Here is a 12,981-nt window from a genome sequence, read left to right on the forward strand (position 1 = left end):
TCGCTGGGGTTGCTGATCGAACAGCCAGAGTCTTCCTTGCGAGGCCCGTGACCAGGCCCGTCACACACTCGTGCGCGGCTTCGAACGCACGAACCGGCCACCGATCCGCTCATGCGCCCGCTCCAGCTCCGCCGCGACCACACCCACCATGATCCGCTACGACTCGAGCGAGTGCCGTTGCGGTACCAGAGGGTGCCCCAGGTGGATTGATCAAGCTCTGTCATGATCGGGGCTCGTGGTGGATGATCTGTCTCGGCGCCTGGTGTCCCTCGCGGTCCGGGTAAACGCTTGATCACGAATCCGGGAGTCAGGCTAACGGTCGGCGCAACATGGATATCCTGGCAGCGTTCTCGTGAGTGGACGCGAGCCGATGTGCTCGTGCTGGAAGGTCGGCCGACGGCCTCTCCGGGCCACCCACCTGGTCAGATCCGGTGTCGTCTGAAGCGCGGGGCCGCCGTCGAGGAGAAGGCGTCATGCCCAGCGAGCACCATCCGCGCCGCGAACCGCCCGGGTATCGGCGGAGCCGCGGAACTCGGCCGCAGCGGCATCCCGAACTCGACGACGATGACGAGTCGGTCCCTGACTTCGATCCGCTGCGGGACTGATCCCCGCCCTGCTGTTGCGTTCTGATCTGTCCGTGCTGGTTGTCTTGGGAGTGGTGTCGTGACGAATCCGTTGGTGTCGGAGCGTCAGGATTCGACGCAGTCGTTTTCCGGTGTGCAGCTGATGGAATCGGTCGACGAGACGAAGAAGGCGGTCGAGTCCGAAGATTGGGCCGCGGGCGTGATGGGTGCGGTGGGGGCCGGCCTGGACACGCTGGGCATGGCCTTGGATCCGTTCGGGTCGATCCTGGCTGCGGGTGTGGGTTGGCTGATGGAGCACGTCGGCCCGGTCTCCGATGCCCTCGATGCGTTGGCCGGTGATCCGGACCAGATCAAGGCGCACTCGCAGACGTGGAAGAACGTCGCCGACGAGCTGGGCAAGGTCGGCGAGGACATGACCGATTTCGTCACCACCGACACCGCCGAATGGACCGGCGTGGCCGGTGACGCATACCGAGCACGCAGCAAGGACACCGCGGCGCTGATCGAGGCCGCGAAGAAGGCGGCCGAGGGCGCGTCCAACGGCATCGGCAGCGCGGGTGAAGTCGTCGGCGCGGTGCGGTCGCTGGTCCGCGACATCATCGCCGAGCTGGTCGGTCACCTGGTCAGCTGGGCGCTACAAGTGCTGGCGACGCTGGGCATCGCGACGGCTTGGGTGGTGCCGCAGGTGGTCGCCGAGGTCGCCAAGGTCGCGTCGAAGATCGCTGACATCACCATGAAGCTGGTCAAGGCGATGAAGGCCTTGACGCCACTGCTGAAGAATCTCCAGAAGGGCTTCGGCGACGCGAGCAAGGCCCTCAAGAAGATCAAGGCCGACAACGGCAAGGCCGACGGCCCCGCCTCGACCAAATCGCAGAACTCCGACGGTTCCGGGTCCGGGAACGGCGGGCAGGGCGCGGACGGCGGCAAGGGCGACGCGCCGGGCGACGGCCACGGAGGGGGCACGCCCCGAAGCGGTCCCGCCGGCACCGAAGCAAGCAGCGCCCGCCCGAACGACCCGAAGACCGCCGGACGTGATCAAGGCTGCAAACCGGGTTCCGGCGACCCGGTGGATCCGGCGACCGGCGACATGTTCGATTCCACGGTCGATGTGCGGATCGACGCCGCGCTGTCACTGGTGCTGCAACGCGCCCACATCTCCTCGTACCGCGCGGGCCGTTCGTTCGGTCGAACCTGGGCGTCCACAGTGGATCAGCGCTTGGAATTCGACGAGCAGGGTGTGGTGTTCGCGACCGAGGACGGTGCCCTGCTGGTGTATCCCGATCCGGCGGCCGGTCATGGCGTGCTTCCGGAGGCGGGGGCGAGGTGGCCGCTGTCCCGCACCGACGACGGCTACCAGATCTGGCGGCCGCTGACCGGCGAAATACTCCACTTCGGACCGAATGCCACCGGGGTCGCCCCCATCCTCGCCGTGGTGGACGGCAACGGGGACCGGATCGACTTCGACTACGACGCGGGCGTGCTCACCGGAATCCGGCATTCCGGCGGCCACCACATCGACGTGGTCACCGACCACGGGCTGATCACCGAGTTCCGGTTGCGCGACGGAGACGACACCATCCCGCTCGTCCGATATTCGTACGTGGACGGACAACTCGCGGAGGTCGCCAACTCATCCGGCCGCCCGATGCGGTTCAGCTACGACGCCGCAGGGCGGATCACGCGCTGGGAGGACCGCAACGGCGAGTGGTACGGGTACCACTACGACGGCATCGGACGGGTCGTGCGCACCGAAGGCTCGGGCGGCGCGCTCACCGGCGAGTGGGCCTACGACGGTTCGACCACGATCTACACCGACGCCGAAGGTCACGCCACCCGTTTCGAGTTCAACGAGGCGCATCAGCTGGTCCGGGAAACCGACCCGCTCGGCCACGTGACGCTGTCGGAATGGGACGAGCACAACCGATTGCTGTCCCGCACCGACCCGCTGGGCCGCACCTATCGCTACCGCTACGCCCTGCTGGGCGAACTCACCGAGATCACGCGGCCGGACGGCACCCGAGAGATCACCGAGTACGACGGCATCGGCAGGCGCATCGCGGTGGTCGAGGCCGATGGCGGGGTCTGGCGCTACACCTACGACGAGTTCGGGAACCCGAGCTCTGTCGTGGATCCCTCTGGGGCCGGTATCGGTTACGCCTACGACGAGCGCGGTTACCTCGCGGCGATCACGGACCCGCTCGGCGGCGTGCTCCGCATGGAGAACGACGTGGCAGGCCGGGTGCTCGCCGCCACCGACCGCCAGGGCGCGACCACTCGCTACACGCGCGACCAGTTCGGCCGGATCGCCACGATCACCGACCCGCTCGGCGGGGTGACCACGCTTCGGTGGACGGTCGAGGGAAGCCTGCTGTCGCGGACCCTGCCGGACGGCACCACCGAAGGGTGGCAGTACGACCCGGAGGGCAACGGGGTCGGGTACCTCGACGAGCAGCGACGGCTGACCCGTGTCGAAACGACCCACTTCGACCTCCCGTCCAGCGAGACCCGGCCCGACGGCAGCAGGCTGGAGTTCGACTACGACACCGCGCTCCGTCCGATCGCCGTCCGCGATCCGAACGGGTTCAGCTGGCACTACCGGTATGACGCCAGGGGGAACCTGATCGCGGAGAAGGATTTCGACGGCAGCGAGATCCGCTACGGCTACGACGCGGCGGGCCAGCTCATCGAGCGCGTCAACGGGGCGGGCGAGGTCACGCGGTTCGTGCGGGACCAGCTCGGCAAGGTGGTGGAAAAGCACTCCGGAGGCCAGGTTTCGCGTTTCGAGTACGACGAGGCCGAACGGCTGGTGCGCGCGGTCAACGCCGATGCGGACGTGATCCTCGTACGGGACTTGCTCGGTCGAGTGGTCCGCGAAACCGTGAACGGCCGGGTGCTGGAGTCCCGCTACGACGCGGCGGGGCGGCGGGTGTACCGGCGTACGCCCACCGGTGCGGAGAGCGTCTGGAACTACAACGTTGACCACCAGGCCACCGGGCTGCGTACCGGAGGACGCACGCTGAGCTTCGGCTTCGACCCGGTCGGCCGCGAGGTCGAGCGGCTGCTCGACACCGGTACGGTGCTGGCGCAGCGGTGGGACGCGCGGGACCGGCTGGTGGAGCAGCAGATGTCCGCGGTGACCGGAGGTCACCCGCAGGCGAGGCCGATCCAGCAGCGCAAGTACCGCTACCGCCCGGACGGCAACGTGGCGGCCATCGACGACCTGCTCGCGGGGAACCGCTCGTTCGAACTCGACAACGCCGGTCAGGTGACGGCCGTGCGCGGCGCGGGCTGGTCCGAGCGCTACGCCTACGACGGTGCGGGCAACGTGGTGGACGCGGCATGGCCGGCTGTGTCCGGCATGGAGCCCGATGCGCAGGGGCCGCGCGCGTACCAGGGCACACGGCTCCAGGCTGCGGGCCGCTTGACCTACGCCTACGACGCGCACGGCCGGGTCGTCATGCGGCAGCGGAAGCGCTTGTCCCACAAGCCCGACACCTGGCATTTCAGCTGGGACGCCGAGGACCGGCTGGTCGGCGCGGTCACCCCGGACGGCACCCGCTGGGTCTACCGCTACGACGCCCTCGGCCGCCGGGTGGCCAAGCAGCGTCTTGCGCCGGACGGCGTGACCGTCGTCGAGCAGGTGGAGTTCACCTGGGACGACACCGTGCTGGTCGAGCAGGTGCACAACGGCCGGCGCGCGATCACCTGGAACTACCAGGAGGCCACCGGTACCCCGATCACCCAGGTCGCGCGAGTGCTCACGGCGGATCAGCAATGGGTGGACGCCGAGTTCTACTCGATCGTCACCGACATCATCGGCACGCCGATGGAACTCGTGGACGCACGCGGGAACCTGGCGTGGAAGGCCCGGTCCACCTTGTGGGGCGAGCCGCTGCCGTCGGCGCCGGGTCAGGCGGGCACGCCGCTGCGCTTCCCGGGGCAGTACTTCGACGCCGAAACGGGCCTGCACTACAACGTCCACCGCTACTACGATCCGGCCACGGCGCGGTTCACCAGCAACGACCCGCTGGGCCTCGACCCGTCACCGAACCCCGCGGCGTACGTGCACAACCCGCTCACGTGGATGGACCCGCTCGGGCTCACCGGCTCGCCCGGTGGCTGTAGCGCGGGTTCCCGCAACATCGTGTACCGGAACATTCGGGCGGACGAGGACCCGCGCAAGGGCCTGTTCCCCAAGAACAAGGATTTCGTGCCGGAAAGGTATCAGCGGGGTCCTAAGGCGGGCCAGATCAAATACGACGAGATGGGCAAACCGTCCGGGCACGTCGGCAAAGGCAGTGGGCCCGATTTCAAGTCCCGGTTCATTTCCACGACGAAGGACTACTCGGTGGCGGAAACGCACCGCGAACCTGGTCAGCGGACGGTCGCGATCGACCTGAAAAAGTACAAGGAGCTCGGCAGCGGCGGTCCCGGCAGTGTCTTCGACGTCTCGACCCAGGCGGGACGGGACAAAGCCACCAAGTTGTGCGGAGGCGAATGGGGGAAGACGGCGACGGGGTTCGCGGAAAAATCCAAGGAGACCCTCCTGGGCGGAGCCGTGCATCCGGGGGCGATCACGCAGGTTCATCCCGGATCGTGAGAGCAGGCGGATGCGGCTCGGCACGTCCTCGGTACCGGCTGTGGTCGCCCGCTGCTCGGCTGGAGCGGGACTCTTCGGTGGGAGGCACGGACGGCGGCCGTCGGCAACGCCTCGACGGCCCGCCCTCCGGTACACCAGCAGCGCCGCACCCGCCACGCTGCACGGTCATCCCGCACACCAAGACCACACCTGGCACAACGCGCAAAGATGGTAGAAAAGGCTGGTGAGCGAGCACAGGGAGACCACTGCGGACGATCATGACGCCGGTCTGCGGCAGGCCGAGGACGAGGTCGTCGGGCTGGCCAGCGACTTGATCAGGATCGATACGACGAACACGGGCGATCCGGCGACGCTGGCCGGCGAGCGGGTCGCCGCGGAGTACGTCGCGGACAAGCTGGCGGAGGTCGGGTACGAGACGACCTACGTCGAGTCCGGTGACCACCCGGGCCGTGGGAATGTGATCGCGCGGCTGCCCGGTGCCGGGTCGGACCGGGGCGGGCTGCTGGTGCACGGGCATCTCGACGTGGTGCCCGCGGACGCCTCCGAATGGTCGGTGCACCCGTTCTCGGGGGCGGTGCAGGACGGCTACGTGTGGGGGCGCGGCGCCGTTGACATGAAGGACATGCTGGCCATGAGCCTGGCCGTGGCGCGGCGGTTCAAGCGGGACGGGATCACGCCGAAGCGGGACATCGTGTTCGCGTTCCTGGCCGACGAGGAAGCCGGGGGACTGCAGGGCGCGCAGTGGCTGGCGGATCACCGGCCGGAGCTGTTCGAGGGCTGCACGGAGGCGATCAGCGAGGTCGGCGGCTACTCGGTGACGTTCAAGGACGGGGTTCGCGCCTACTTGGTGCAGACCGCGGAGAAGGGCATCCGCTGGCTGAAGCTGCGCACTCGGGCGCGGGCCGGGCACGGGTCGATGGTGCACGAGGACAACGCGGTGACGCAGCTGGCCGAGGCGGTCTCGAAGCTGGGCCGTCACCGGTTCCCGCTGGTGCTCAACGACTCGGTGCGGGAGTTCCTCGACGGGGTCACGGAGTTGACCGGGTGGGACTTCCCGGCCGACGACCTGGACGGTTCCGTGGCGAAGTTGGGGAACCTGTCGCGGATCGTCGGAGCGACGCTGCGGGACACGGCGAATCCGACGATGCTCACCGCCGGGTACAAGCACAACGTGATCCCGTCGGTGGCGGAGGCCGCGGTGGACTGCCGGATCCTGCCGGGGCGCGAAGAGGAGTTCGACCGCGAGCTCGCCGAGCTGCTCGGTCCGGACGTCGAACGGGAATGGGTCGGGCTGCCGCCGGTCGAGACGAAGTTCGAAGGCCGCTTGGTGGACATGATGAGCACGTCGCTGATCGCCGAAGATCCGGCGGCGAAGACCTTGCCGTACATGATGTCCGGTGGCACCGACGCGAAATCGTTCAGCAGGCTCGGCATGAACTGCTACGGCTTCGCGCCGCTGCGACTGCCTGCCGAACTCGACTTCAGCGCCCTGTTCCACGGCGTCGACGAGCGCGTTCCCGTGGACGCGCTGCGGTTCGGAACGCGGGTCCTGGACCGGTTCCTGCGCGAAGCCTGAGCAGCGGGCGCGAGGTGGGCGAGTACCTGATCGGTCACCTCGACGTCGACGAGGTGGCGTTCACCGGCACCATGGAGGACACCGGCCGAGAGCAGTACGAGCGCAGGGTCGCGGTGACGCAGACCGGCGTCTTCCTGGGGGATGAAGTCCTGCGCGGGCTTGCTCAAAGCGTCCGACTTCCTGCCGGGCGTCGAAGCCGGTCTGGAAAGCGGTGACTCCGGTTCCGGGCGAGCTGATCTCGGTGGCTTCGAAGATCTCTTCGGGCGACGAGCCGAGGTCGAGAGTGACTCGGCTGTGGGTCTGGACGTGTCCCTGGGAGGCACGCATGACCGTCGGGCTTGCAGATGATTCCAGTCCCCGGGGCTTGCCGAGGCGAGCTTCGAGGAACGCGCCGGTGTCAACGATTTCGCGGTCGTTTGCACCTCCCGCGAAGCCGCGCGACAAGCCTGCGAACTGCGCGACGTGTCAGAAGCCGCGTTGCGAGAGCCGGAGATCCGCACCGGCGCAGCGGAGAAACGAACAGGGCTGATCCTGCGCCGCCGCTCGTCCCGGGAGACGCACCTTTGGTCGGGGATCGGGATCCACTGGTTGCCGATGGGTTGTCACGGAACCACTGATCGCGGAGGCTCGATGTCATCCCGTTGATCGAGGAGGATGGCATGAACTGGGAAAAGCCTGAATACACCGTGATCGAGGTCTGCGCCGAGGCGACCGGCTACTTCCACCGGGGCTAACCGGTGCTGCTGCGTTGTCTCGGAGTCGCCGCGGGCGGCGGTTTCCCGCAGTGGAACTGCGCCTGCGGCGGCTGCCGCGCGGCCCGAGAACGGCCGGAACGAGCCAGCATGCACGCCGGTCTCGCCGTCTCCGGGACGGGACAGCGGTGGTTCCTGCTCAACGCCACCCCGGACGTGCACCACCAGATCGCAGCCGACCCGAAGCTGCACCCCGGCCCCGGCCCGCGGGACACCCCGGTGTCCGGGGTACTGCTCACCGACGCCGAATTCGACCACACCATCGGTCTGCTCATGCTGCGCGAAGGCGCGGACCTCGTCGTGCACGGCACGCCCGAGGTGCTCGAAGCGCTCGAAACGCGGTTCCCGGTGCGGGACCTGCTCAGCGACTACGCCGCGATCGACTGGCGGCCGGTGGAACCGGGCGAGCCGATCGAGCTGGACGAGCGCCTGCGCGCGACTCCGTTCCGGACCGGCGGCAAGCCGCCGCGCTACGTGGGCTCATCGGACCGCCCGAACTGGGAGCTGGGCTACCGGCTGGAGGACACCGCGACCGGCGGTACGGCGGTGTACGCCCCGACGGTGCCCCGCTGGGACGACGCCTTCGCCGCACAGGTCTCCGACGTCGACTGCGTGTTCTGCGACGGCACCTTCCACACCGATGACGAGATGTCGCGCCAGGGCACGGGTTCCCGGCCGGGGTTGTCCATGGGGCACATGCCCGTCGACGGCCCGGACGGCTCCGCGCGGAAGCTGGCCGAGCTGCCCGGTCGCAAGATCTACGTCCACGTCAACAACACCAACCCGATCCTCGCCGAGGGGTCCGCGGAACGCCGCAGCCTGCAGCGGCAGGGCATCGAGGTCGGGCACGCCGGTTTGGAGGTCGAGCTATGACGCCGTTGTCCGCTGCGGAGTTCGAGGAGGAGCTGCGGGAGGTCGGCGAGCGGCGCTACCACCACCTGCACCCGTTCAACGAGCGGATGCACGCCGGCGACCTCACCGAGGAGGAGTTCCGCGGCTGGGCGCGCAACCGCTTCTACTACCAGCTCAACCTGCCGATCAAGGATGCCTACATCCTCACCAAACTGCCCGGCGCGGAGCACCGCAGGCGGTGGATCAAGCGCATCACCGACCACGACGGCACGCCGGGCACCGAGGGCGGCATCGAGCGCTGGGTGCGGCTCGGCGAGGCGGTCGGGCTCACCCGCGAGGAGCTGCACGACACCCGCACGGTGCTGCCCGGGGTGCGCTTCGCGGTGGACGCCTACGTGGAGTTCTGCCGCGACCGGTCGTGGCTGGAGGCGGTGGCCTCGGCGTTGACCGAGTTGTTCGCCCCGGATCTGCTCAGCCGCCGCATCACCGACGTGCGCGAGCACTACCCGTGGATCGGCGCCGAGGGCCTGGAGTACTTCCGGGTCCGGCTGACCCAGCAGCCCGCCGACATCGAGCACCTGCTGGAGCTGGTGCTCGACAACGCGACGACGCGGGAGCAGCAGGAGGCCTGCGTGCGGGCGCTGGAGTTCAAGTGCGACGTGCTGTGGACCCTGCTGGACACGGTGCAGCTGACGTTCGGCAAGGACTCTTGATGGACCTCGACGGCAGGCCGCGCCTGGTGCCCAAGGGCAGGCTGCGCTTCGACAAGGTGCGCGGCGACGACATGCTGCTGCTGCCCGAGCGGGTGGTGCGGCTCAACACCTCCAGCGCCGCGATCCTGCGGCTGTGCGACGGCACCCGCACCGCGGTCGAGATCGTCGCGAAGCTGGAAGCCGAATTCGAGGCCGACGGCCTGTCCGACGACGTGCTGGAATTCCTGCGCGAAGCGCGCGAAAAAGGCTGGGTGACGACATGATCAACGCGCCTTACGGCTTGCTGGCCGAGCTCACCCACAAGTGCCCGCTGCACTGCTTGTACTGCTCCAACCCGCTGGCGCTGCGGCCGCGCGAGGAGGAACTGGGTACCGAGGACTGGCTGCGGGTGATCCGGGAGGCCGCCGAGCTCGGCGTGCTGCAGGTGCACTTCTCCGGCGGCGAGCCGTTGCTGCGCAACGATCTGGAGGAGCTGATCGCCGAGGCGGACCGCTGCGAGCTCTACACCAACCTGATCACCAGCGGGCTCGGGCTCACCGAGCGCCGGGCGAAAGGACTGGTCGCCGCCGGTCTCAACAGCGCGCAGCTGAGCGTCCAAGGCGACAACCCGGAGTCCACCGCGCTGATCGCGGACAGCAAGCGGTTCGACAAGAAGGTGGAGGCGGCGGGCATCATCCGCGAGAGCGGACTGCCGCTGAACATGAACGTCGTGCTGCACCGGCTCAACCTCGACCGGCTGGATGCGATCATCGACGTCTGCGACTCCTGGGGCGCCGAGCGCCTGGAGCTGGCCAACACCCAGTACTACGGCTGGGGGTTGCGCAACCGCGAGGTGCTGATGCCCAGCCGCGAGCAGCTGGCCCGCGGCGAGGAAGTTTACCGGCGCCGCAAGGAGGAGCTGGCAGGCCGCATGGAGCTGCTGTGGATCCTGCCGGATTACTACGAGCGGTATCCGAAGCCGTGCATGGGCGGGTGGGCGCATTCCAGCTTCACCGTCGCCCCGGACGGAATGGCCTATCCGTGCCCGGTGGCCGCCGACATCGACAGCCTCGAGTTCCCCTCGGTGCGCACCGCCGCGCTGTCCTGGATCTGGATGGAATCGCCCGCGTTCCAGGCGTTCCGGGGCACCGACTGGATGCCCGATCCGTGCCGCAGCTGCGCGCGCAAGGAAATCGACTTCGGGGGCTGCCGCTGCCAGGCGTTCGCGCTGACCGGGGACGCCGCGCGCACCGACCCGGTTTGTGTGCACTCGCCGGACCACCACCTGATCTCCGATGCCGTGGAGCGCGCCAACGGCGACACTCCGGCGCCGGACCCGGTCTTCCGCCGGTAGGCCTGCTCGTACGGAATGGTCCTGTGCCGAATCAGCGTGGGACTCGGTGATCGCGAGCCCGGCCGGCGAGCATCCGTTGATAGCGCAGGGTTTCACTCCCAGTTACGGCATTCTCACGAAGCCGAAGCACCGGTGGTCGACGACGATTCAGACGTCGTCGACGTGGGTCCGACCGTTGAGGTGAGAACGTGTCGTCGTGCCGGTCGCTTCGGGCACGACAGAGCACCCCCACCGGCAGTCCCTTGCCGCGTCCCGCACTTGTGAGCGGTCCACTCCACGCGCTCGAAGGCACCCCCACCGGCGAATCGCGGTGGGGGTGCCTTCGAAGCTCTGCGAGCCGGGCGGTCAGGTGCTCGGCAGCGCGGGTGGGGCGTGCGTCAGCTCGACCGGGCCGCGCGCAGTGCGCGCCGGGCGGCTTCGGTGACCGCTTCGGGAGTGAACCCGAACTCGGTGAACAGCGTCCGCTGGTCGGCCGAGGCGCCGAAGTGCTCCAGCGAGACGACCTCGCCCGCGTCCCCGACGAAGCGGTGCCAGCACTGCGCGATCCCGGCCTCCACGGCGACCCGTGCGCGCACCGCCGGGGGCAGCACCGCGCGGCGGTAGGACTCGTCCTGCGCGTCGAACCACTCCACGCACGGCATGGACACGACCCGGGTGGCCACTCCCTCGGACTCCAGGGACTTCCTGGCTGCCACGGCCAGCTGCACCTCGGAACCGGTGGCGATCAGCACCACCTCGGGCTCGCCCGACGATGCCTCGGCGAGGACGTAGCCGCCGCGGGACACGCCTTCCGGATTCGTGCCCTCGAGGATCGGCACCCCCTGCCGGGTCAGCGCCAGCCCGGTGGGGCCGTCGGAGTGTTCCAGGGCGGCCTTCCACACCGCAGCGGTCTCGTTGGCGTCGGCAGGGCGCGCGACCGCCAGACCCGGGATGGCCCGCAGCCCGGCGAGGTGCTCGACGGGCTGGTGCGTCGGCCCGTCCTCACCGAGGCCGATCGAGTCGTGGGTCCAGACGTAGATCACGGGCTGGTGCATCAGCGCCGCCAGCCGCACGGCCGGGCGCATGTAGTCGCTGAAGACCAGGAACGTGCCGCCGTAGGGGCGGGTCCCGCCGTGCAGCGCGATGCCGTTGAGGATCGAGCCCATGGCGTGCTCTCGGATGCCGAAGTGCAGCGTCCGCCCGTAGGGGTTGGCGTTCCACGTGCTGGTGGAGGTGCTCTCCGGCCCGAACGAGTCCGCGCCCTTCATGGTGGTGTTGTTGCTCTCCGCCAGGTCGGCGGAGCCGCCCCACAGTTCCGGCAGCACGTCCGCCAGGTACGCCAGCACCTCGGCCGATGCCTTCCGGGTCGCGACGTCCTTCTCCGCGAGATCCCAGCTCGGCAGCCCGTCGGCCCACCCTGACGGCAGTTCGCGCGCCTGCATCCGGTGCAGCAGCGCCTTGCGCCGCGGGTTGGCCTCGGCCCACGCGTCGAAGGCGATCTGCCACTTCTCGCGGGCGGCCCGGCCGCGTTCGCCGACCGCTCGGGTGTGGTCCAGCACCCCGTCGTCGACCTGGAACGTCCGGTCGGGGTCGAACCCCAGCAGGTTCTTGACCTCGGCGAGCTCCTCGGCGCCCAGCGCGGCGCCGTGCGCCTTGCCGGTGTTCATCTTGGTCGGCGCCGGGTAGCCGATGACCGTGCGCAGCACGATCAGCGTCGGCCGGTGGGTCTCCGCCCGGGCGGCCTTGAGCGCCTCGAGCAGGTCGGTGATGCGCTCGCCGCCGTCGACGGTCACCACGTGCCAGCCGTAGGCCTCGTAGCGCTTCGCGGTGTCCTCGGACAGCGCGATCTTGGTGTCGTCCTCGATTGAGATCTCGTTCGCGTCGTAGATCACCGTGAGGTCGCCCAGCTGCTGAGTGCCCGCCAGCGACGAAGCCTCGGAGGTGACGCCCTCCTCGATGTCGCCGTCGGAGGCGATCACGTAGATCCGGTGGTCGAAAACGCTTTCACCGGGCGCGGGCTCGGGATCGAGCAGGCCGCGTTCGCGCCGGGCCGCCATCGCCATGCCCACCGCGTTCGCCAAACCCTGGCCCAACGGTCCGGTCGTGGTCTCCACGCCGCTGGTGTGCCCGTACTCGGGGTGGCCAGGGGTGAGCGAGCCCCAGGTGCGCAGCGCCTTGATGTCGTTGATCTCCAGCCCGTACCCGGACAGGAACAACTGCACGTACAGCGTCAGGCTGGAGTGGCCCGCCGAGAGCACGAACCTGTCCCGGCCGAGCCAGTTCGGGTCGTTCGGATCGTGTCGCATGACGTGCTGGAACAGCGCGTAGGCGGCCGGCGCCAGGCTCATCGCGGTGCCCGGGTGGCCGCTGCCGCACTGCTCCACCGCGTCGGCGGCCAGCACGCGGGCGGTGTCGATAGCCCGCACGTCCAGCTCGGTCCAGTCGCTGGGGACGGCGGCGGTCGTCAAGCGGGTGATGTCGTCGCTCACGCGACGATCGGCTTCGTTCGCGGTCATGAACGCGCACTCCTGACGCTCGTGGTGCTTCGTTGGTCTTTGCTGGGGGCTGGGTCCTGGCTGCGCGCTTGGGGGC

9 protein-coding genes and 1 pseudogene are annotated in these 12,981 nt (G+C 69.1%); 8 read left to right on the forward strand and 2 right to left on the reverse strand.

Annotated elements, in window-relative coordinates:
* Positions 1-13: 13 nt before the first annotated feature.
* Positions 14-150 (reverse strand): annotated as a pseudogene (locus H2Q94_RS13520) (IS701 family transposase); the annotation flags it as partial.
* A 323-nt stretch (positions 151-473) separates the two neighbouring features.
* Between H2Q94_RS13520 and H2Q94_RS30510 the strand changes: the two are divergent.
* The 8 genes from H2Q94_RS30510 (at position 474) to pqqE (ending at position 10,410) form a co-directional block, all read left to right on the forward strand.
* Positions 474-605: a hypothetical protein gene (locus tag H2Q94_RS30510; protein ID WP_258718696.1), complete on the forward strand. Its 132-nt coding sequence runs from the start codon at positions 474-476 to the stop codon at positions 603-605.
* Between the two features lie 58 nt (positions 606-663).
* A complete protein-coding gene (locus H2Q94_RS13525; protein WP_243795106.1) occupies positions 664-5,184 on the forward strand; it encodes an RHS repeat-associated core domain-containing protein in 4,521 nt (1,506 codons plus the stop codon).
* A gap of 223 nt (positions 5,185-5,407) precedes the next feature.
* Complete coding sequence (locus H2Q94_RS13530) at positions 5,408-6,760, forward strand: M20/M25/M40 family metallo-hydrolase (protein WP_243795107.1); 1,353 nt, start codon at positions 5,408-5,410, stop codon at positions 6,758-6,760.
* Between the two features lie 14 nt (positions 6,761-6,774).
* Complete coding sequence (locus H2Q94_RS13535) at positions 6,775-6,975, forward strand: hypothetical protein (RefSeq protein WP_243795108.1); 201 nt, start codon at positions 6,775-6,777, stop codon at positions 6,973-6,975.
* A 522-nt stretch (positions 6,976-7,497) separates the two neighbouring features.
* Positions 7,498-8,385 (forward strand): pyrroloquinoline quinone biosynthesis protein PqqB, encoded by an 888-nt coding sequence (pqqB, locus tag H2Q94_RS13540; protein ID WP_243795109.1) that lies wholly within the window; start codon positions 7,498-7,500, stop codon positions 8,383-8,385.
* Positions 8,382-9,077 (forward strand): pyrroloquinoline-quinone synthase PqqC, encoded by a 696-nt coding sequence (gene pqqC, locus H2Q94_RS13545; protein ID WP_243795110.1) that lies wholly within the window; start codon positions 8,382-8,384, stop codon positions 9,075-9,077. Before pqqB ends, pqqC begins: the two co-directional genes overlap by 4 nt.
* A complete protein-coding gene (gene pqqD / locus H2Q94_RS13550) occupies positions 9,077-9,340 on the forward strand; it encodes a pyrroloquinoline quinone biosynthesis peptide chaperone PqqD (protein WP_243795112.1) in 264 nt (87 codons plus the stop codon). Before pqqC ends, pqqD begins: the two co-directional genes overlap by 1 nt.
* Positions 9,337-10,410, forward strand: coding sequence for a pyrroloquinoline quinone biosynthesis protein PqqE (gene pqqE, locus H2Q94_RS13555; RefSeq protein ID WP_243795115.1), 1,074 nt, complete (start codon positions 9,337-9,339; stop codon positions 10,408-10,410). The genes pqqD and pqqE overlap by 4 nt, the downstream gene beginning before the upstream one ends.
* A 377-nt stretch (positions 10,411-10,787) precedes the next feature.
* Here the strand turns inward: pqqE and tkt are convergent, their stop codons facing one another.
* Positions 10,788-12,905 carry a transketolase gene (gene tkt, locus H2Q94_RS13560; protein WP_243795117.1) on the reverse strand — a complete coding sequence of 706 codons (2,118 nt, stop codon included), beginning with the start codon at positions 12,903-12,905 and terminating at the stop codon, positions 10,788-10,790.
* Positions 12,906-12,981 lie beyond the last annotated feature (76 nt).

It is taken from the genome of Saccharopolyspora gloriosae (assembly GCF_022828475.1).
GTDB lineage: Bacteria > Actinomycetota > Actinomycetes > Mycobacteriales > Pseudonocardiaceae > Saccharopolyspora_C > Saccharopolyspora_C gloriosae_A.

Bases quoted from the DNA above. Each gene is read 5' to 3' on its own strand.
- H2Q94_RS30510 (WP_258718696.1), top strand. From the start codon at position 474: ATGCCCAGCGAGCACCATCCGCGCCGCGAACCGCCCGGGTATCGGCGG.
- pqqC (WP_243795110.1), top strand. From the start codon at position 8,382: ATGACGCCGTTGTCCGCTGCGGAGTTCGAGGAGGAGCTGCGGGAGGTC.
- pqqD (WP_243795112.1), top strand. From the start codon at position 9,077: ATGGACCTCGACGGCAGGCCGCGCCTGGTGCCCAAGGGCAGGCTGCGC.
- pqqE (WP_243795115.1), top strand. From the start codon at position 9,337: ATGATCAACGCGCCTTACGGCTTGCTGGCCGAGCTCACCCACAAGTGC.
- tkt (WP_243795117.1), bottom strand. From the start codon at position 12,905: ATGACCGCGAACGAAGCCGATCGTCGCGTGAGCGACGACATCACCCGC.